This is a genomic window from Blastococcus sp. SYSU D00922 (assembly GCF_054050495.1).
In genome coordinates, this window is record NZ_JBJGZL010000008.1 from 56260 (window position 1) to 75494 (window position 19235).

Genomic DNA, 19235 nt, shown 5'->3' on the forward strand with positions numbered 1-19235 from the left:
AAGGCCCTCCTCCCGATGCTGACCCTCCTTCCGAACCCCTGCGCCGCTCCCGACTGCTCCGAGCGGATCGTTTACGGCGGCAAGGGGCGCCGCCCCCGCTACTGCTCGACCCGCTGCCAGCAGGCCGCCAAGGTCGCCCGGCGTCGCGTCGACCGGGCCTTGGCTCGCGCCGCCTTGATTCCGCGGCCGCATGTCCACGCCGCTGACGACGTGGTCGCCCGCGCCGTCGCCGGCCGTCGTGCCCGCTACGCCGCCGCGATGCGCGCCCGGCGCATCGCCGCCTCAGACTCCGACGTCTTCCTCCAGGACCTCAACGAGGTACGCGCGGCCGACGGACTTCCCCGGCTCACCCTGCGCGAGCGCTACATAGGCGGTCGCGGCGAGATCCCGCCGACCGGCTACGTCTTCGACGACGACACGCGCCCTCGCGTCTCCCGTGATCGCGACCTCGCGGCACGATGGATCGCCGACGTCCACCCGGAGGCCCTGCACGACTTCCCGCCCGCACTCTGAGACGCCGTGACCCCGAAACGGCACTAGTAGAGGAAGGCGCGAGCCTCCGGTCGTCGCTTGGGAGGGCATGCGGCCGTGAGACCGCGCCCCGCGCCCCCATTCCGCTGACCACGGCGGGACGGGGCGCGCCCTCCGATCTTCGAGGCGACCGGCCCTTCGGCCGCCTCCCTCCCAAACTTCGGCGCCGCCTTTCCCGCGGCGCCGACCTCGCTTCGCGTCCCCGACCAGGAGTCCCGCTTCGGCGGGAGGGAGGCGCGAAGAGTCGGCCTGGCCCCGGCGCCCGGTCGCAGCGGATTTGTCCTCGCCACGAGGGCGCTCCTTACCACTGCAACCCCGGCAGAGCGCTTGTCACGCGAGCCGCCGGGTCCAGGTCGACACCCTCACGTTTACCGCGACGGAGCAGCGCTCCTAGGCCGCGGCGCACCATCCCGGCGGCAGGCCCGCCCTCCCCTTCCCCGACCCCGGCAGGACCGCCGCGCAGGACGCGACGTGACCTCCGCCGGCCGCGAGACGCGGACCTCCCCTTCAGCCGCTCGCGCCGCTTCTCGGCGCTTCCCTCCTACGGAGCTTCGTCATGGCTCACGCCTTCCTCACCCCTGACCACATCGCCCGTGTCGCGATCGCCCTCGTCGGGGCCGACCTGAACCTCGCCGGGACCATTCACCGCGACTACGAGGCCGACTTCGTCGAGGGCCGGGGCGCAACCGTCTCGGTCCGCGTGCCCGGCGCCGTCGCCGCCCAGACTCGCGGCATCTTCGACAAGGCGACCCCTCTCGTCCTCGACGAGATCGCCGAGCAAAGCATCCCCGTGACGCTCACGGACCACGCGTACACCGCGGTCGCCCTCTCCGACGGAGATCTCTCCCTCGGGATCGAGGACTTTGCCCGCCAGGTCCTCGCCCCCCAGATGGGCGCGATCGTGAAGGACGTCGAGCGCCGGGTTGCTGCCGCGATGAAGTCGACTCCGGAGACCGCCGCGATCACCTACGCCGTCGCCACTCCGGCGAAGGCGTTCACGGCGATGCGCCGGACCCTCCGCGAGAACGGCGTCTCCGCCGAGACTCCGCTTCTGGCCGCCGTCGGGTCGAGCGTCTACGCCGACCTCCTGGACGGTCCGGCCGGAACCTTTGACGCCGACGGCATGGTGCGCGGCTTCCAGGTCGTCGAATCCACCCGCCTCGCGCCGACCGAGGTCGTCGGCTATGTGAAGAACGCCTTCGCCCTCGTCGTCCGGGCACCGCGCGTGCCGGAGGGCGCTGCCAACGGCGCCAGCGTGAGCGAGAACGGCTTCGCCCTGCGGGTCGTCCGCGACTACGACGCCTCCGTCGCCGCCGACCGGAGTCTCGTCTCGACCTTCCTCGGCGTCCAGGCGATGCCCCTCGCGGTGGACAACGAGGACGGGACCGTGAGCCTCGTCGCCAACGGCGGCGCGGTCCGCGTAGACACCGCCGCCTGATCTAGCTAGTCCCCGAGACAGGCCCGCCGGGCGGGCGCTCGACTGTTCGGAACCGAACGGTCGGCGTTCCTCCGGCGGGCCTGTTCCTCGGCGTCAACCCGTGACCCCTACGCACCGAAGGAGGCCCGACCGTGGCCCGCTCCTGCCTCTACTGCGCCGGTCCTCTGCCCCAGGGCGCCTCCCGCCGTCGGCGGTACTGCCGCGACGCTCACCGCGTCGAAGCCTTTAAGGCACGGCGCATGCGCGTAGCCCGCGCGACGACCGCCCTCGCCGCTTCAGACGCGCCGACCGACGCCGAAGCCCGGGTGACCGCAGTCGACCTCCTGCTCCGCCAGACCCGGGCGATCCTCGACGGCGCCGATCCTGCTGCACGTCATCCGAGCGCCGGAGAGGAATCGACTCTCGGGTGACGAGTTCGGTCACCGTGACGCTACGAGCCTTCTCTCTCCTTCTGTGCTCGAGCTTCTTCCTTTCAACCCTCTAACAGCGAAGCGCGGCCGAACGTCACGGTGACCCAACTCGTCACCCGGCCCTCGCTTTCGCCTCCTAGCGCCTTCTCCCACTCCTTTGGCGGCTCCTTATGTCCCTTCACGACGTCCTCGCGGCACTCGCCGATGGCGGCCGATATCGCACGCACCCTGGAGACCGTCCCGTCCGTCGCCGCCTCGACTCCGACGGCTCCGGCCTGACCGTGGAGCTTCCCGGCCCCCGTGTCCTCGCCTCGGTCTTCGTCCTGCCCTTCCTGGGCCAGCGCACCGAGGTTTTCCAGCACGACGGCGCCCTCGTAACCCGGCCCCACGGGAGCGCCGTGCCCCCCGTCCCCCTCGACGTCCTCCAGGTCGCCGCGGAGCTACGCGCCTACCTCGCCGCTCTCCCTGAGCGCGCCGAGGCCGGACGCCCGTACTGCGACCTTCGCCTCCTGGTCACCGTCTGCGCGTCGGCGACCATCGAGGGCTATCTCCTAGACGCCGTCCGCTTCGCACGACTTCTGGCGCCGGTCTGGCGGCCCGCGAAGGAGCGGAAGCCCCGCCCGCCGGCCATGACGCCCGCCGAGAAGAAGGCCGCCCAGAAGGACCGCGACCGCCAGCGCGAAGACGAGACCGCGGAATGGTGGCTTCGCCTCTTCCTCGGCGGCCAGGACGCCCCCACGCCTGGAGATCGACTCGTCGCGGGCGACCTCTACGCGCTCGCTGCCGAGGTCCTGACCGACATCGTCGAAGAGGCCGAGGAAGACCTCGATGCCTGGGCCGAGGAAGCCGCGGACGACGGAAGCCCCCGCCGCCCCCGCGTCCCGGGCCGGACCCGCTTCTACGCCGTCGCGGACCAGATGCTCGGCCCGCGCCGCCGAATCAACGGCGCCCGCGTCTATGTCGTACCGGCCGAGCACCCGGACGCGGCCCGGCCTACTCCTACGGCAGCCACCACTCCCGAGGAGGACCTGGTTCGCCCCCCAGCTTCAGCCGCGACCCCCGCCGTCGTCGAGGTCCGCTTTCTCGACGAGGAGGGCATCGGTCGAGTGATCCACTGCCCGGCAACGTAGGGCGGCCTACGGGCGCGAGTATGGGAAACGCATGGAGGGGCACCGCCCGGCGATCCGAGCGGCCGTGATCCAACCACCCGTCCTCGACGACGCGGCCGCCAGCACCGTAGTCGCCCGGTAACCGAGACCGGCTCTAGCGCGCTACTGGCTAGGGCCTCAATCGACGGGAGCTGGGGCATACGGCAGGTGAACCATCTCCGCGTCTTGCCAAGGCAACCAGCCCATCGGCTCGCATGCCTCCACCTGGTCTGCGGCCGTGTCTAGCCAGACGTACACACTTGCAAAGAGGTCATGCGCGATCTCTGCTGTGGGCGCGACAATCGCACCTTGTGAGACGTTTTGTGTTGAATTCTCCCACGTGCTCAAGTCGTCATCGCGGATAAATCGTTCACAGTCGAAGCCATAATTATTCCATGCCCTCTGCTGATCCACGGCGGCATCCGGGCGCCCGTCACTGTCCCAATAGCCGACATACGATTCGAGGCGCTGAGTCTCGGCAGAAACGTCCACGATCGCCCTGAGGCACGTCTCCTGGTCAGTCAGGAATTGGCTTCGCTCACCCTGCCGATAGGCGAGCCAGGCCGCCGCTACCGCAGCGATGAATCCTAGAGTCCACGCCGCAACTTTCGCGACCGTCGTGATCACGGGTCGACCGCCATGGGAAGAGTCTGACCCTTACGCTCCGCGGGGTCTCGCTCGCCTGCGCGAACTCGCCAGGCGCCCGGTAGGCGGCCACGCCCAGCAACCGTCCGACGGTCCTGCAGTGTTCGGAGAAGGCGTCCCTTCATCCGGCAGACATGCGCCTCGACGAGTCTGGCGGATCGTGCGCGTGGGCCGCGGAACGGAGTACCCGAGAGGATGTCAGCATGGAGAAGGTATCTAAAGAGGAGATCAGCCGAACCGCCCTCAACTTGAAGTTCGGCTACCTCAGCCTCATGTTCGCCGCGAATCTGGCCACATTCCCTCAACGTCCCCTACTGGCCGCATGGCGAAGTATCTGGCCCCACATCCCCGACCCGTACATCGGTCTGCCTGATCGGGACGGGAACGAGGAGCGCTTCCGAGTGGAGGACGTCCTTGCCGAGGTGTCGAGTTGGGGCTATGAGCAGATGAACCGGCACGTCGTCGACGCCGCCCAGACCAGCACGGCCGTCAGCATCGGAGACCTCGTGGTCCACGGCGGCCACTACTCTAAGGACGATCCACTCCACCACTTCGTTAAGCACTACCGGAACGGATGCGCGCACGGGAATCGGTGGAGGATCGACCCTGGCAGGCTCGACAAGCCAGCCCATTTCATGGATATACAGCTGGACTATTCGCTAAACGGGAGAAGTACGACCGAGACGGTTCCACCCGTGCGACACGTCCAGCTGTTGCAGGCCGTTTCAGATGCCTTCGGCCCGCCGGCTCCACAGGACTACGCGAACACTTGGAAGCACTATCCGGATCAGCAGCCCCGGAACCCGTCCGCCGCCGGGGCAAGTGCAGCAGACCCGGGGGGAGACCCCCTACCCCCCGATCCTCCCAGCCCCGGAGCGGCATAGCGCCTCCGACCGCGTACGGGCGTAGAGGTCGCGAGGAAAAGCGGCCCGACCCCGACCTCCCTGTCGCCCTCGCGAAGGGCTCCTAGCAAATCTGGCGTGCCTCCCGGCCTCTCCAGCGCCCTCGACTGTCCGACTCCGGACAGTCGCCGGCCTCCGGTCCTTCGCCCGCCGGCCCCCCTGCCCCCGGGCCGCCCCTCGGGGAACGACCATCAAGCCGACACTCCCCGATGTCGCCTCACGGTCGCCCCACCCGCCGGGGATGGACGTTCGCGGCGGCGGGACCTCTGGGATTGTCGGAGGCGTACGGCATCCTGCCCGGCGTGGACTTCTCAGAGACCGCCCGACAGGCGGCCAAGGCGGCCAAGCTATTCGCCGACGCGCCGATCTACCCGTCAGTGCCAGCGTTGAATATCCGACCGCTGGAGTCCTACACCCGCGAGGCGATCGAGGAGGGTAACGCCCAGTCGGCCGAGTTGCTGTCCTCTCTGATCGAGCACATGGCCGCCATGCAAGAGCGCCTCGACGCGACGGAGGCCGAGCGCGCGAAGCTCGCCTGGCGATCATGGGTCAACCTCGCCGCGACGTTGATCGCAGCGGTCGCCGCTGTCGTCGCCCTCTTCATCGCAAACTAGGCGCCCAGCGAGAAGGCCCCCGCCCTCCATTTTGGAGAGCGGGGCCTTTCGGCGTTCCGGCTCCGTGAGGCGCCTCCCGTTAGCCTCCTGTGCATGGATTGGGAGGCGATCGGCGTCGGCGCGGCCACCGTTATGTCCGCTCTCGCGCTGATCGTCTCCACCCGCGGCCAGCGAAAGGCAGACGCCCTCGCGGCCCGCTCCGCCGACGCGACAGAGCGAATGGCCGTCGCCCTAGAGCGCCGGGAGATCCAGGACGAGCGCCACGCCCCCACTCCGGGCGCCGCCTGGCGCCTGGAGCACTTCCAGGGCGACGCCTATCTCCTGACGAACGCGGGCAGAGCCACGGCGTACGAGGTCCGCGTCGAGGTCGGCGACCTAATCACTAGGGACCTACCGAACGGCGTCCACGTAGGGCCGGATGAGGCCTTGAAGTTCATCGCGGCCCGAACCATGGCCACCCGCGACGACACGGTCACCGTGTCATGGACGGACCGGCCCGACGGCGGCGAGCGGTCGTCGTGGAGCCGCCCCCTGCCTCCGCGCCCTCGCCGCTAGCCGTCGCTTCGACCGAGAACCGTCATTAGCCCTTCCGGGTAGGCCGGAGTTCAAGGCGATGAGCAGGTCGAGGCACTCCTCCTGGCGCACCTCGCCGACCACGATGCGGGAGGGCCGCATGCGCAGCGCCTCCTTGACCAGCCGGCGCAGCGGGATCTCCCCGGCGCCCTCGAGGTTGGCCTGCCGCGTCTGCATCGAGACGACGTCGGGCAGCGGCACGCGCAGCTCGAAGACCTCTTCGCAGGTGATGACCCGCTCGCGGGCGGGGATGGCGGCGCAGAGGCAGTTGAGCAGCGTCGTCTTGCCCGCCTGGGTGCCGCCCGAGACGAGAACGTTGAGCCCGGAGGCGACCGCGGCCTCGAGGAAGCGGGCGGCCTGCGTCGTGATCGTCCCGAGGGCGATCAGCTCGTCGAGGCTGTGCGCCTGGAGGACGAACTTGCGGATGTTGACCGCCATGTGGCGGCGCGTGATGTCGGGGATGACCACGTGCAGCCGCGAACCGTCGGGCATCGTCGCGTCGACGAACGGGGTCGACATGTCGATCCGCCGACCCGAGGTGCGCAGCATCCGCTCGACCAGGTCGGCCAGCTCGCCCGGCGCCAGGATCGTCGTCGTCAGCTCGCTGCGCCCGCGGCGGGCCACGAAGACCCGGCCGGGCTCGTTGACCCAGATCTCCTCGACCTCGGGGTCGTCGAGGTACCGCTGCAGGGGTCCGAAGCCGGCCACCCGGTCGAGGACGTCGCGGACGACGGACTCGGGGTCGACGATCGGCGGCAGCGCCGAGGTGAGCGAGCGCTCGGAGTAGTCGGCGACGACGTCGCGCACGAGCACCCGCACGGGACCGGGGTCGGTGAACGGGTCGAGGCCGCGACGCCGGATGAGCTCCCGTACCTCGCCGTCCACGACATCCAGAGCGGTCGGCACGGCACCCCCGTCGAGCCCGGTCGATCTTGACGAAACAGCCGGACTGTAAGAGAACGAATCAGTCCGCGGGGGCGGGATCAGCCGTTCTGTGGACAAAGCGAGGCGTCGGGCGGGCAGGTCCACCCGGTCAGGTGAACGCCCGGAGCTTCGAGCCCGTCGCGGGCCCGGCCGCGGAGCGCACCGGGTCCTCCTGCACGGCGAGGGGCGAGAGAACGAACGAGAAGCGGGCGACTCGAGGTCCCCAGAAGCGGAAGGCGTGCAGATCAGGCAGCGTCACGAGGGCAGTGGCAGGAGCCACCCGCCCCGCCAGCGACGCCCACTCCGCCCGGTCCTCGATCGAAAGGTCTACACAGACGTCGTTGCGCCAGCGGGTACCGGCCTGTTGCGGTTCGAGCCCCGCCACCACCTCCGCCCAAGACTGTTCCGGCGGCCGCACGCACAGGCCACCGGGCATCCGGTCAGCCGGCTCGGCCGCGAGCAGCTGCCCGAGCAACCGCGGGTGCGCGGTGAGGAGTCCGAGCAGGACGCCGACGGCTTGGTACTCGCCGGGCGTCCTGTCGTCACCGAGGAACTCCGAAGCCGGGCTCAGGTCACGAGTGCTGCGGACCATGCGGTACAGGTTGAGCAGCCGCTTGGCCTGACGCGGGCTCCGCACGAGTGGCCCCAGGGATGCCAACAGCCTCAACTCGTACTCTGTCAACCTCCGAGGCACCGGCCTGCGGCCGGCACCTATCGCGGCGATCTCCGATCCCTCCTGGACGGGGACGTCCGCCAGGGGTCGGGCGTCTGCCGGCGCTTTGTCGCCCGGGAGCGCGGCGTCGACGGAGGGCACACCCGCGGGCGCCCCGACGTCGTCGCGACCGTCGTCGGCCACCGGCCCTTCCCCGGTGGCCCTCGCCGCCGGCGGCGTCGCCGGGTCACCCCCGGGCCCTTCGACTTCCTGCTCCTCTCCGAGGGACAGCTCCCTGATGAGACGCTCGAAGCTCGTCGCCGTCATGCCGGGCAGGACGAACGGGATGTTGAAGATCTTCTCCAGGTAGTCGTGCGGTGTGGTCTGCCAGACGGCCTCTTCGTCGGGCAAATCCGCGTCCCGCGACGCCGGACGGTCGGGGTCGCGGAACGCCGTCCGGTACTGCTCCCGCAGCGAGTGCAGCAACCATCGCGGGTCCACGCCCACCACGACGACGAACAGGTCGAGTGCTAGAAGGAGGTGCACGGCCTGCAAGACGTCTACGACCTGGTCGCTCGAACAGCGGTCGAGGTCGTCGATGTAGAGGACGATCCGTTCGATCGGCCGGTGGGTCTCCGGCTCGTCGAGTTCCTGCCACTCCTTGAGCAGTGTGATGAGTTGCTCGAAGTCCCGACGGATCGTCGAGATCAGACCCAGTTCCCGGCGGTAATCGTCGCTGACCGCGCGGTCGGAGACGAACCCGTAGAACCGACGCCCCGGGTCGAGGTCGGCGAGTTCGCGTCCGATCTCACCGACGCGCTGCAGCACCTCGGCGAGCTGGGACTTGAGCACGGCGGCCCGGGCGTCCCTGCGCCTCAGCTCGGAGTACTCGGGGGCGAGACGCTCGTCGGCACTCCTAGATGCCTCGGCCCGGATCTCCGATGCCGCCGTCGTCAGCGTCTGCAACCCCGAACGCGTCCGCGCGACGACAACGGTCAGCCAGCCGAGCGCGGCCGCCAGCCCGGTCAACCCTCCACCCGCCAGTAGCCGGGCGATGTCGTCGGCGAAGAACACGGAGACCGCCAGCGCAGCGAGTGCCGCCACGGCGAGCGCGGCGGGCAGCCATCCCCTGCGACCGCGCGTGGCCAGCCGGAGGGCCTGCGCGTCGGAATGGACACCCCCCAGCTCGGCTGACAGCAACTGCGCCTGCTCGGCCTCGGCGGAGACACCCAGACGCCGGAAGGCCTTAGTCAGCCGCCTCTGGATCGTCGGTGAGCGCGGCAACGCCCGCAGCAGCTCCAACGACGAGGTCGCAGCAGCGGTCTTCGCCCGGTCGAGCTCCTCGCGCAGGCGGGCGGTCTCCTCTTCCGCTCGCCGGTTCGCGGCGCGCAGGTCCTGGGCACGCTGCGTCTTGTCGGCCAGTTCGGTGCGCAGAGCTTCCCGACGCTGGGAAGCCGTCGCCTCCGGGCCCGACAGCTGCTCGAAGATCTCGTTGCCGAGACTTGCCCACAAGTTCGTGTCGGCGTAGTGCCAGGCGTTGAAGGTGATGGGCACGATCTCGCCGAGGTAGGCCTCGTCACCGCTCTGGCTCAGGGCATGCACCCTGTCCCGGAGCAGGCCCATGAAGTAGCTCTTCCCCGACCCCCATTCACCGAAGAGCCCCACGGACAAGGGCAGCGGGGTGTCGCGGCGGGCGATGACGCTCGCCAGCATCGAGACGTACGTGCCGACGCCGAGGTGGTCGTCGGTCGGTGGGATCCGCTCCTCCCCGCCGACGATGTCACGTGAGAAGCCTCCGGCCAGCTCAGTCGCCGCGGTGACGACACCCAGCAGCTGGTCCCAGCCGGCCGGAGCTTCGGCGGGGACGACGGCCTCGACCGCTGCGCGGAGGCGGCGTCTCAGCTCCGGCGCGCTGACTCGGAGCGCCTGGAGCACGGACGGAGCGAGCTGCTGCTCGTCGCCGATCGCCGTGGCCAGGAGATGGCGCACGTGGGTCAACGCGGGCAACCCCAGCCGACGCGGCACCTCGCGAGCCCGGCCGGCCATCTCGGCGGTCGACGGGCCGAAGTCGGCGTCGTTGGACGAGAGCGTCAGCACCTCCTCGGCCGGCAGACCCAGCGCTGAGGCGAGCCGCGCGATCACCACGAGCGGTTGCTCGTCACCCGCCACGGCGGAGAGCAGCCGTGCGGCCACCCCACCCTCCGGCTCACGGCGAGGACTGTTCCGGCGCACGAAAGCGGCGAGGAGCACCAGCGCGGAGTCCACCTCCCGCGGCTGGTACCACCCTGTGTCGACGACAGCGGACGCGTACCGCAGCACGTCGAGCGCGCCCGGGGTGAGGTCCCTCATCGGCGAGGGCGGAGAACCGGCCCCCACGCCGTCCGCGTAGTCCGGCTCGACGTCCACGACCGACGAGGTGGACGCCTCGGCGATCGGCAGGTCAGCAGCGGACGGCCGAGGTTCGAGCCGGTCCCACGCCCGCTCGATCACCATGACCGTGCGCTCGTCGATCGCCAGCAGGTACACCTGCATGAGGGCGCCAGGCTCCACTTCCAGAGCCCTGATCACACCGGTCACGGTGGCCTCCGCAGCGACGTCCTCAGGCAGCCCGATGGCGCCGGCACCGAGCAGCGGCAGGGCGACCACCCGGGCGTCGTGCCCGATCGCGGCTGCCAGCCCCGCCGCCGCACCGACGCGGACGGCGTCCGGAGTGCCAGGGAAGTCACCGGCGAACCCCACCCGTGGTCGGCCGGTGTCCCGCGCGCATGCCAACACGACCCGGCGGAGTCCACCGGGAGGTGACGGATCGACGGACACCACCTGCGGCCTGTCGGGCGCCAGCTCCGCCAACCGGGCGTCGTTCCACCTGACGCCGTCGACGTGGGTCCTCAGGTCGTGCCCCAGGTTGCCCAGCCCGTCGGGACCCGCCGAGACGATCAGCGTGTCGACGTCCATCACCCACGGGGTCGACGTCCGGGCGACGAAGACCGAGACGCCCGCCACCTCACCTAAAGCCCGCGAGCGCCCCCAGCCGGCCTCGACCGTGGCTCCTGCAACGTCTGCCATGACCGTCCCCCCGCAAGACACCGTCGCCGGCCTCGTATCTGCACGTTCTCGACCCCGGACACGGCGGTCAAGTGGCTGCGCCGCGGACATCTGGGTGGCCGCTGCGCAATGTGAGCGCCGTCCCGTGGGGCAGGCTGGCTGGCATGAGCGAGACCGCCTGGTGCACCCGCCCGGCGACCCCGGCCGACCTGGACCTCGTGCACGACGCGGAGCTCGACTACATCCGCGAGCGGGAACCGGAGCAGGAGGCGGCGTGGTTGCGCGCCGCCGACCGCAACCGGCAGCTGTGGGCGGACAACCTGGCACGGACGACGGTCGCCGAGTTGGGTGGCGCCCCGGCCGGCTACGCGATGTGGGCGGTGCTCGACGGCACGGCCACGGTCGTCACCCTGCACGTGCGGCCACCCCACCGCAGGCACGGGCTGGGAAGGGCACTGCTCGACCTGGTCGCCGACGACGTCCGGCGGGCCGGGCACTCCCAGCTGGCCCTCGGCGTGCACCGCGACAACCCCGCCCGGCACCTCTACGAGTCGGCCGGATTCACCACCTCCTGCGAGGACGGCGACTACCTGCTCTACCGCCGGGAGCTCGCCGAGCCGTGAGCGCTCGGCCTCAGATGAGGACGCGGCGGTGGCTCAGCCCGCGCACGCTGCGCCGGTCCGGACCCGCGCCGGCGGCGAGGCCCTCGCGGAAGCCGGTGGCGTACCAGAGCGGCGCGTTCGCCTCGAGGCCGCTCGGAGGGCTCCCGGGCCGCCCCTCCCAGAGGAGGCGGGCGAACGCCTCCGGGGTGCGCCCGAGGCAGCGGTCGGAGGGTGCGCTCCCGGCGGGTTCGAAGGCGGCGGCGAAGAGGCCGTCGAGCCGGCCCAGCTCCCACGCCTCGTCGAGCAGCCGCTGGTAGGTGGTCGCGCCGCTGTCGGCCATGACAGCCCCCTCCCGAGGGAGCGGCCCGACGCCGTGCCGGGCCGTCGTCACTCCACAGAGGTCCGGCGCACCGGGCTGGAGACAGGAGGACCGAACCTGTCGATCCGCTCCCGGCACCGGCGTAGCGTCCCGGCATCGAGCCGGTCCTCCCTCGACGGAGGTCGCCATGGGCGACAAGTCACCGCACGACTCGCACCACTCGCAGAAGTCGGCGAAGTCGATCAAGGAGAAGCGGGCGCAGCGCAAGGCGAAGGAGCATATGACCGAGTCGCAGATGGCCCGGCTCGCCGCCGAGCACCGGCACGGGACGGGGACCGGGCGGACCTGAGCCCGGTCAGCCGGCCGGCGTCCCGTCGGGCCGGATCACCACACGCCCCTGGTCGTCCTCGACCGTGTAGTGGATGGTCTGCACGCGGATCCGGCCGTCCTCGATCAGATAGGAGTCCGCGCCGTCCCGGATCCGGAACGGCCCCTCGTCGACAGTCCACTCGAGGAAGGCCATCGGCCCCTCGACCAGCGTCGTGACGTAGGTCCACCGGCCGCTCGGGATCTCGGCCATGAGCTGACGGGCGAGCGCCCGGACGCCGTCGTGCCCGTGGAACACCCCGCGGCCGGTCAGGACGACCACGTTCTCTGCCACGTTGTGCTGGAGGTCGCCCTCCAAGTCGCCCTCGTCCGCGCGCCTGAGGTGGTCCTCGAACACCTCGGCCGCGGTTCGCGTGCCGACGGTTCGGCCGGCCTCCGCCACTACTGGAGGCCGCCTGTCAGCGCCATGTCCGACTGGGTCGGCTCCGCGGGTGCCGGTCCCCGCCGACGGGCGCGCACGGTGAGCACGAGCCGGGCGTCGTCCCCGAAGACGGGGCGGCAGGCGGGGGGCATCGGGACCGTCCCCTGCCACACGCCCGCCTCGTCCGGCCGCTCGTCCGCCAGGGGCTCCCCGGTCGGCCGCCAGTCCCGGATCGCGCCGGCGAAGCTGCTGTTCCATACCGCCCACGCGCGCGGCGACGACGACGAGTCCGTGGGCGGTGCGATGTCGATGACCAGCGTCTCCTCGAAGTCCGCCGTCTGCTCCAGGTGGTTGCGGAACAGGAAGAAGCCGTCGTCCTCGCGCAGCGACAGCAGCCGGAGGGTGAGCGCGTGCCGCAGCGTCTCGCAGGCCCTCCCGCCGTCCAGCGGCCGGGGCTCCTGCGTGGACAGGAACGTCGTCAGCAGCGGCACCGGGGTGTCGGAGGTGTCCTCGACCGGCCGCCGCTCGATCTGGATCGGGCAGTGGTGCGCCGTCGTCTGCTCGTGCATCAACACCGGGAGGCCGCGGATGGCGAGCACGGTCTCCAGTTGCCAGACGGTCTTGTCCTCGGGCGTGCCCGGGAGCCGCAGCCCGTGCAGGTCGACCTCCACCTCGAGATCGCCGAAGAGGAATCGGCGCAGGTTCTGGAAGCCCTCCTCCGAGTTCACGATCCCGTAGCGCCCGCTGTGGCTGCGGTGCACGAAGGCGCGGTGGGCACCCTTCACGTACGCGTTGTCGATCTGCACCAGCCCGTCGCTGCGGGCACCCACCGCCTTCGACGACAGGCCCAACGCGACGGCGTAGTCCTCCGGGTTGGTCCCGACCAGGCAGAAGACGCGCTCGCGGGGGAAGCCGTCCACCGGCATCTCCGTCGCGTCCCAGCCCTCCGGGGGGTCGCGGTCCTCGTCGGGGTCCTCGCGGGGGGTGAGGTAGTCGTACATCCGCTGGGGGCCGAAGATCTCCGCCCCGTTGATGTCGAGGGAGTCGCGGATCTTCTCGAACAGCCCGAAGCCGAGCGAGAACTCGATGCCGCCGTGCGGCGTGCCGTAGGTGAACAGGCTCTCCACGTGGTCGGCGGCGGCGTCCCTGCGCAGCGGCTCGCCGTCGCCGCGGGTCAGCTCGGGGATGAACCGCTGGATCATCGAGCGGCAGATGAGCCCGCCCATCGAGTGCGCCACGAGGTGCACCCGGGGCGCGCCGGTCTTCCGCTTGACGCCCGTCACCAGCGAGAACAGGTCCTTGGCCGCCTCCTCGAGGACGTACTTCTGCGGGTCGCTGGCGAAGGTGGACGCCGCCTCGTCGTAGAACCGGTGCACCCAGATGCTCTTCGGGGTCACCTCGCCGTCGGGCTGCTGGCGCAGGAACGCCTCCTGGTTGCCGTGCACCAGCAGGGCGTAGCCCTGCTCGGTGATCAGGCGCAGCAGCGGGCTCTCGAACTGGTAGAAGTGCGGCCGGCTGTCCTTGCCGACCCGCACGTGGACCGACCCCTCGTTGAACCCGTAGAACGGGTCGTCCACCGCCTTGTCGATGCCGGAGGTGCCCCCGGCGAAGCCGCGCACGTAGATGATCGGCAGGTCCATGGCCGCGTCCCCTCGCTAGGCCCCCTCGATACGGCCATCCCGGCAGGCCGCGCACGTTGGGTCAAGGCGGCTGTGCGCGGCGTGGTGCCGTCCCGCAGCGGCGCTACGCGCGGTGACCGTTCAGCCGCGGAGCACGGCGTCGATCAGGTGCGGGCCGGGCTCCGTCAGGGCCTTCTGCAGCTGTTCGGCCAGCTCCTCGGCCGTCGTGGCGCGGGCCGCCGGCACGCCCATCCCGGTCGCCAGGGCGACGAAGTCCAGTCCCGGCCCGCCGAGGTCGAGCAGCTTGCGGGCCCGCTCCCCCTCGGATTGCGCCCCGACCTTCTGCAGCTCGTGCTCTAGGATGGCGTACGAGCCGTTGTCGCAGATGATCGTGGTGACGTCGACCTGCTCGCGGGCGTAGCTCCACAGCGCGGAGATCGTGTACATCGCGCTGCCGTCGGCCTGGATCCCGATGACCGGACGGTCCGGGCAGGCGATGGCCGCGCCGAGTGCCATGGGCAACCCGTCGCCGATGGCGCCGCCGGTCAGGTTGAGCCAGTCGTGGCGGGGGCAGCCGGAGGTCAGCTCGTTAAGGCCCACGCCGGAGGTGAGTGCCTCGTCGACAACGATCGCGCGCTCGGGCAGCAGCGCGCCGATGACCGCGGCCATCGTCCGCGGGTCGAGCGGCCCGGTCGGCAGCTCGGGGCGCTCGGCCTCGAGCAGGACCGGTGCCGCGTCCGGGGCGGCCCGCTCGGCGAGGGCGCGCAGGGCGGCGACGGCGTCCTCCCCCGGTGCGCTGAGCACGTGCACCGTGCAGTCGTCGGGCACCGGCGTCCCCGGCACGCCGGGGTAGGCGAAGAAGTGCACGGGCGACTGCGCGCCGGCCAGCACCAGGTGCTTGGTCCCGGCCAGCGCGGCGATCGCCATCTCCGGTGGGTAGGGCAGCCGGGTGAGGTCCGGCAGTCCCGCGCCCCGGGCGGCCCTCGGCGGGAACGTCTCGGACATCAGCCGGGCACCCGTGCCGGCGGTGACCTGCCCGGCGGCGAGCTGGCCCTCCTCGGTCATGGCGTCGCCACCGAGGAACAGCACGGCGGGCTCCCCGGACGCGAGCACCGCCGCGACCTCGTCCACGACGGCCGGCGCCACCTGGGGGACGGGCCGGACCGCGACCGGTGCCGCGACCTCCGCGCCGTCATCCCAGGAGACGTCCGCCGGCAGGACGAGCGTGGCGATGGTGCCCGCCGACGCGGCGGCCACCGCGTCGGCGGCATCGGCGGCCACGTCGGCAGGGGCCAGTGACCGCCGCACCCAGCCGGAGACCGAGCCGGCCACGGCGTCGATGTCGGACTCCAGCGGAGCGTCCAGCCGCTTGTGCGAGCGCGCGTGGTCGCCGACCACGTTGACCAGCGGCGTCTTCGCACGCCGGGCGTTGTGCAGGTTGGCCAGCCCGTTGCCCATCCCCGGCCCGAGGTGCAGGAGCGTGGCGGCGGGGCGGCCGGCCATGCGGGCGTAGCCGTCGGCGGCGCCGGTCGCGACGCCCTCGAAGAGGGTCAGCACCGCCCGCATGTCCGGGACGTCGTCCAATGCGGCGACGAAGTGCATCTCCGAGGTGCCGGGGTTGGCGAAGCAGACGTCCACCCCGGCGTCGACCAACGTGCGGATGAGCGCCTGCGCGCCGTTCACGTGCCCTCCCGTCCCGGCCGCGCGGGCGGCTCCTGCCTCGCAGCCTCGCACCGATCAGGGGACCCGGCGACACGGAGTGAGCGACCGCGGAGGCCATGCCTCGCCGTTCCCGAACCGGTTCCTCGCCCGGGCGGACGGGGCTACCTTCCGGCGATGGCCCGCATCGAGACCGACTACCTGGTCGTCGGCGCAGGCGCCGTCGGCATGGCATTCACCGATGCCCTCGTCGCCCACTCCGACGCCGACGTCGTCCTGGTCGACCGGCGGCACCGCCCGGGCGGTCACTGGCACGACGCCTACCCCTTCGTCCGGCTGCACGTCCCGTCGGCCTACTACGGCGTCTCCTCGCTCCCGCTGGGGCGTGACCGCGTCGACACGGCCGGGCCGAACGCCGGCCGGTACGAGCTGGCCAGCGCCGACGAGATCCGCGCGTACTTCGACGCCGTGCTCGACGAGGTGCTCCTCCCCACGGGTCGCGTCCGGTTCCTCGGGATGCACGAGTACGTCATGGGTGCGGGCGGTCCGCGGCTCGTGGACCTGCTGACCGGCGAGGAGGTCGGCGTCACGGTGCGCCGGGCGGTGGTGGACGCGACCTACCTCGAGGGGCACGTGCCCGCGCGGCACGCCCACTCCTTCACCGTCGCGCCGGAGGTGCGCTGCGTGCCGGTCGGCGCGCTGGTCGAACAGGCCGCTCCGGCGTCCGGCTACGTGGTGATGGGCGCCGGCAAGACCGGCATCGACGCGTGCCTGTGGTTGCTCGACCACGGCATCCCCGCTGACCGGATCCGGTGGGTGCGGCCCCGGGACACGTGGCTGTACGACAGAACGCGGTGGCAGCCGCTCGACCAGCTCGGGTCGACCCTCGAGGGGCTCGCACTCGAGCTGGAGGCCCTGGCCGGGGCGACGTCGGTCGACGACCTGTTCCGCCGCCTCGAAGCCGGCGGACAGCTGCTGCGCATCGACGAGCGGGTGGAACCGACCATGTTCCGCTGCGCGACGGTCAGCGCGTACGAGCTCGAGCGGTTGCGGAGCATCGGCGGTGTGGTGCGGCTCGGCCACGTGCGGCGCATCGAGCTCGACCGCATCGTGCTCGACGAGGGCGAGGTGGCGACCGACCCCGCGACCGTGCACGTCGACTGCACCGCCGAAGGCATCCGCAGGACGCCGCCGCGCCCCGTCTTCGAGGCCGGCCTGATCACGGTGCAGCCCCTCCGCAGCTGCCAGCCGACGTTCAACGCCGCCCTCACCGGCTACGTGGAGGCGACGCGGGACGACGACGCGGAGAAGAACCGCCTCTGCCCGCCGAACCCCTATCCCTCCACGGCGCACGACTGGCTGCGCACGTTCGCCGCCTCCATGGCGGCTGCGAAGGCCTGGAACACGGCACCCGACGTCCAGGCCTGGATGGCGGGGTCACGCCTGGACCTGATGCACGGGCTGCGGGAGCGGGCCGCCGAGCCGCGGGTCGCGGCGGCCCTCGGCCGTTACGCCACCGCGCTCAAGCCGGCCGCCGCGGCGCTGCCGCGTCTGCTCGGCGAACTGGAGCCCTCGATCCCGAGCGCACGTCCGGCACCCGAGAGCACGCGCGCGCCGGCCTGACCGCCGGGGCGCGTTCCGCGGTCACCTCCGGGTGGGCGACGCCGCCTGGGCGCCCTGCCGATCAGGAGCGTGCGAGGCCACTCCGGCAGACTCCCCGGCCGTGCCCGACGACGACGCCACGACCGCGCTGGTCACCGACGTGCGCGCCGCGCTGCGCGAGCTCGCCGATCCGGCGCGGGCGGCCGGGATGCAGGCCTACCTGAAGACGGCGGAGCCCTGCCTCGGCGTCCGCCTGCCGGAGGTCCGGCGGGTGACCCGCGCCGCCGCCGCCGAGCACCCGCCGACCTCGGTCACGGCGGTGATCCAGGCAGCCGGCCGGCTCTGGCGCGAGGCGGCGTACCGGGAGGAGCGCTACGCCGCCCAGGCCGTCGCCGCACTGCGGATCGCGCGCGGCGACCTCCGGCTGCTGCCGCTGCTCGAGGAGATGATCACCTCCGGCGCGTGGTGGGACCTGGTCGACGGCACGCAGGCCCGGGTCGCCGAGCTCCTCGTCGCCGACCGGGTGGCGATGGAGCCGGTGCTGCGCGACTGGGCGCGCTCCGCCGACCGCTGGCTGCGCCGCAGCGCCGTCATCGCCCAGCTGGGCCTCAAGCAGCGCACCGACACCGCCCTGCTCACCGACGTGGTGCTGACCAACGCCGGCGACCCGGACTTCTTCCTCCGCAAGGCCATCGGCTGGGCGCTGCGCGACTACGCCAAGGTCGCCCCGGAGTGGGTGGCCGCCTTCGTCGCCGAGCACCCGCTCAGCCCGCTGTCACGCCGGGAGGCGACCAAGCACCTCAGAACGTGAGGACGATCCGGCCGCGGACCCCGCCCCGCTCCAGCAGCCGGTGGGCGTCGGCCGCCTGCTCCGCGGAAAACGTGCGCGCCACCCGGAGGGCCAGGACGCCGTCCTCGACCTGCCGGCGCAGCCGGTCCAGGCCGGCACGGTCCTCGGCCGCCCGGGCGACCTGGTTGGGGAGAACCCGCACCCCCCGCTGCCCGTCGCCGCGGTAGCCGCGGACGGTCGCCATCGCGCCGCCGTCCTTCACCGCCGGCAGCACCAGCTCGCTCTGCACCGCGCCGTCGGCCAGCCCGTCGACGCCGTCGGGGTAGAGATCCCGGATGCGTGCCGCGACGTCGTCCCCGCGGCGGACGACGACGTCGGCGCCGAGCCCGCGGACCAGCTCCTCGTCGGCCCCGGAGGCGTCGGCGACCACGGTCAGCCCGTCGGCCTTGGCCAGCTGGACGACGTAGCCGCCGAAGGCGCCGGCCGCGCCGGTCACCGCCAGCACCTGGCCGGGCGCAAGCGCCATCCGGTCCAGCGCCATCCGGGCGGTGAGGCCGTTCATCGGCAGCGTGGACGCCTCCACCGCCGTCGTCTCCTCGGGTGCACGCACCACCGAGTTGCCGGAGAGCACCTTGTCCTCGCGGTAGGCGCCGTACGGGCCGAACGGCACGACGATCCCCATGGCGAGATCGCCGACGGCCAGGTGCTCGACACCCTCCCCCAGCTCGGTGACCACCCCCGCGACGTCCATCCCGGGGATCCACGGCGGCGTCTTCACCGGGTCGCGGTCGGCGTAGGCACCCGAGCGGGCGTGGGTGTCGGTCGGGTTCACGGCGGCGGCCTGCACCCGCAGCCGGACCTGCCCAGGGCCGAGCGGCTCCGGCTCGACGTCGAGGAGCTGCAGGGCCTCGGGCCCGCCGAACTCGGTCACTCCCACGGCTCGCATGCCCAGTGCCTACCGGAACGGGCAGGTGACACCACGATGGCACTTGCGGTGACGTCACTTTGGTGTCA

General features: G+C 71.9%; 19 protein-coding genes. 10 read left to right on the forward strand and 9 right to left on the reverse strand.

Annotated elements, in window-relative coordinates:
* Window positions 1-15 precede the first annotated feature (15 nt).
* Both ACI78T_RS13155 and ACI78T_RS13160 read left to right on the forward strand, forming a co-directional pair.
* Entirely contained in the window at window positions 16-513 is a 498-nt protein-coding gene (locus ACI78T_RS13155) for a CGNR zinc finger domain-containing protein (protein WP_456558550.1), read from the forward strand.
* A gap of 574 nt (window positions 514-1087) precedes the next feature.
* Window positions 1088-1969, forward strand: a complete 882-nt coding sequence (locus ACI78T_RS13160; protein ID WP_456558551.1) for a P22 phage major capsid protein family protein — start codon at window positions 1088-1090, stop codon at window positions 1967-1969.
* A 472-nt stretch (window positions 1970-2441) separates the two neighbouring features.
* Here ACI78T_RS13160 and ACI78T_RS13165 read toward each other — a convergent pair whose 3' ends face one another.
* Window positions 2442-2741, reverse strand: a complete 300-nt coding sequence (locus ACI78T_RS13165; protein ID WP_456558552.1) for a hypothetical protein — start codon at window positions 2739-2741, stop codon at window positions 2442-2444.
* A 36-nt stretch (window positions 2742-2777) separates the two neighbouring features.
* On the opposite strand from ACI78T_RS13165, the gene ACI78T_RS13170 reads away from it, so the two are divergent.
* Window positions 2778-3509, forward strand: coding sequence for a hypothetical protein (locus ACI78T_RS13170; protein ID WP_456558553.1), 732 nt, complete (start codon window positions 2778-2780; stop codon window positions 3507-3509).
* 156 nt (window positions 3510-3665) lie between these two features.
* Here the strand turns inward: ACI78T_RS13170 and ACI78T_RS13175 are convergent, their stop codons facing one another.
* Window positions 3666-4154 (reverse strand): hypothetical protein, encoded by a 489-nt coding sequence (locus tag ACI78T_RS13175; RefSeq protein WP_456558554.1) that lies wholly within the window; start codon window positions 4152-4154, stop codon window positions 3666-3668.
* A 221-nt stretch (window positions 4155-4375) separates the two neighbouring features.
* On the opposite strand from ACI78T_RS13175, the gene ACI78T_RS13180 reads away from it, so the two are divergent.
* From ACI78T_RS13180 to ACI78T_RS13190, 3 genes are all read left to right on the forward strand, one after another.
* Window positions 4376-5056 (forward strand): hypothetical protein, encoded by a 681-nt coding sequence (locus tag ACI78T_RS13180; RefSeq protein ID WP_456558555.1) that lies wholly within the window; start codon window positions 4376-4378, stop codon window positions 5054-5056.
* Window positions 5057-5376: 320 nt separating this feature from the next.
* Window positions 5377-5688 carry a hypothetical protein gene (locus ACI78T_RS13185; RefSeq protein ID WP_456558556.1) on the forward strand — a complete coding sequence of 104 codons (312 nt, stop codon included), beginning with the start codon at window positions 5377-5379 and terminating at the stop codon, window positions 5686-5688.
* Between the two features lie 93 nt (window positions 5689-5781).
* A complete protein-coding gene (locus ACI78T_RS13190) occupies window positions 5782-6243 on the forward strand; it encodes a hypothetical protein (RefSeq protein WP_456558557.1) in 462 nt (153 codons plus the stop codon).
* Here ACI78T_RS13190 and ACI78T_RS13195 read toward each other — a convergent pair.
* Window positions 6169-7167: a CpaF family protein gene (locus tag ACI78T_RS13195; protein ID WP_456558558.1), complete on the reverse strand. Its 999-nt coding sequence runs from the start codon at window positions 7165-7167 to the stop codon at window positions 6169-6171. The genes ACI78T_RS13190 and ACI78T_RS13195 overlap by 75 nt on opposite strands.
* Before the next feature lie 127 nt (window positions 7168-7294).
* Window positions 7295-10030: a P-loop NTPase fold protein gene (locus ACI78T_RS13200; protein WP_456558559.1), complete on the reverse strand. Its 2736-nt coding sequence runs from the start codon at window positions 10028-10030 to the stop codon at window positions 7295-7297.
* Window positions 10031-11046: 1016 nt separating this feature from the next.
* On the opposite strand from ACI78T_RS13200, the gene ACI78T_RS13205 reads away from it, so the two are divergent.
* Window positions 11047-11505 carry an N-acetyltransferase family protein gene (locus tag ACI78T_RS13205; RefSeq protein ID WP_456558560.1) on the forward strand — a complete coding sequence of 153 codons (459 nt, stop codon included), beginning with the start codon at window positions 11047-11049 and terminating at the stop codon, window positions 11503-11505.
* A 10-nt stretch (window positions 11506-11515) separates the two neighbouring features.
* Here ACI78T_RS13205 and ACI78T_RS13210 read toward each other — a convergent pair whose 3' ends face one another.
* The gene (locus tag ACI78T_RS13210; protein ID WP_456558561.1) at window positions 11516-11824 is read right to left on the reverse strand and encodes a hypothetical protein; all 309 of its coding nucleotides are present in this window, start codon (window positions 11822-11824) and stop codon (window positions 11516-11518) included.
* A gap of 166 nt (window positions 11825-11990) precedes the next feature.
* On the opposite strand from ACI78T_RS13210, the gene ACI78T_RS13215 reads away from it, so the two are divergent.
* On the forward strand, window positions 11991-12152 hold the full coding sequence (locus ACI78T_RS13215; RefSeq protein WP_456558562.1) for a hypothetical protein: 162 nt from the start codon (window positions 11991-11993) through the stop codon (window positions 12150-12152).
* Between the two features lie 6 nt (window positions 12153-12158).
* On the opposite strand, the gene ACI78T_RS13220 is transcribed toward ACI78T_RS13215, so the two are convergent.
* The 3 genes from ACI78T_RS13220 to ACI78T_RS13230 form a co-directional block, all read right to left on the reverse strand.
* The gene (locus ACI78T_RS13220) at window positions 12159-12572 is read right to left on the reverse strand and encodes a nuclear transport factor 2 family protein (protein ID WP_456558563.1); all 414 of its coding nucleotides are present in this window, start codon (window positions 12570-12572) and stop codon (window positions 12159-12161) included.
* On the reverse strand, window positions 12572-14191 hold the full coding sequence (locus ACI78T_RS13225; protein ID WP_456558564.1) for an esterase/lipase family protein: 1620 nt from the start codon (window positions 14189-14191) through the stop codon (window positions 12572-12574). Before ACI78T_RS13225 ends, ACI78T_RS13220 begins: the two co-directional genes overlap by 1 nt.
* Before the next feature lie 120 nt (window positions 14192-14311).
* Window positions 14312-15853 carry an acetolactate synthase large subunit gene (locus tag ACI78T_RS13230; protein ID WP_456558565.1) on the reverse strand — a complete coding sequence of 514 codons (1542 nt, stop codon included), beginning with the start codon at window positions 15851-15853 and terminating at the stop codon, window positions 14312-14314.
* Window positions 15854-16006: 153 nt separating this feature from the next.
* On the opposite strand from ACI78T_RS13230, the gene ACI78T_RS13235 reads away from it, so the two are divergent.
* Both ACI78T_RS13235 and ACI78T_RS13240 read left to right on the forward strand, forming a co-directional pair.
* Entirely contained in the window at window positions 16007-17452 is a 1446-nt protein-coding gene (locus tag ACI78T_RS13235; protein WP_456558566.1) for an NAD(P)-binding protein, read from the forward strand.
* A gap of 100 nt (window positions 17453-17552) precedes the next feature.
* Entirely contained in the window at window positions 17553-18242 is a 690-nt protein-coding gene (locus ACI78T_RS13240; protein WP_456558567.1) for a DNA alkylation repair protein, read from the forward strand.
* Here ACI78T_RS13240 and ACI78T_RS13245 read toward each other — a convergent pair.
* The gene (locus ACI78T_RS13245) at window positions 18232-19167 is read right to left on the reverse strand and encodes a quinone oxidoreductase family protein (RefSeq protein ID WP_456558568.1); all 936 of its coding nucleotides are present in this window, start codon (window positions 19165-19167) and stop codon (window positions 18232-18234) included. The genes ACI78T_RS13240 and ACI78T_RS13245 overlap by 11 nt on opposite strands.
* Between the last annotated feature and the right edge of the window lie 68 nt (window positions 19168-19235).

Coding starts and splice junctions, on each gene's coding strand:
- ACI78T_RS13155 (WP_456558550.1), top strand. CDS start 16: ATGCTGACCCTCCTTCCGAACCCCTGCGCCGCTCCCGACTGCTCCGAG.
- ACI78T_RS13160 (WP_456558551.1), top strand. CDS start 1,088: ATGGCTCACGCCTTCCTCACCCCTGACCACATCGCCCGTGTCGCGATC.
- ACI78T_RS13180 (WP_456558555.1), top strand. CDS start 4,376: ATGGAGAAGGTATCTAAAGAGGAGATCAGCCGAACCGCCCTCAACTTG.
- ACI78T_RS13190 (WP_456558557.1), top strand. CDS start 5,782: ATGGATTGGGAGGCGATCGGCGTCGGCGCGGCCACCGTTATGTCCGCT.
- ACI78T_RS13205 (WP_456558560.1), top strand. CDS start 11,047: ATGAGCGAGACCGCCTGGTGCACCCGCCCGGCGACCCCGGCCGACCTG.
- ACI78T_RS13210 (WP_456558561.1), bottom strand. CDS start 11,824: ATGGCCGACAGCGGCGCGACCACCTACCAGCGGCTGCTCGACGAGGCG.
- ACI78T_RS13215 (WP_456558562.1), top strand. CDS start 11,991: ATGGGCGACAAGTCACCGCACGACTCGCACCACTCGCAGAAGTCGGCG.
- ACI78T_RS13225 (WP_456558564.1), bottom strand. CDS start 14,191: ATGGACCTGCCGATCATCTACGTGCGCGGCTTCGCCGGGGGCACCTCC.
- ACI78T_RS13235 (WP_456558566.1), top strand. CDS start 16,007: ATGGCCCGCATCGAGACCGACTACCTGGTCGTCGGCGCAGGCGCCGTC.
- ACI78T_RS13245 (WP_456558568.1), bottom strand. CDS start 19,167: ATGCGAGCCGTGGGAGTGACCGAGTTCGGCGGGCCCGAGGCCCTGCAG.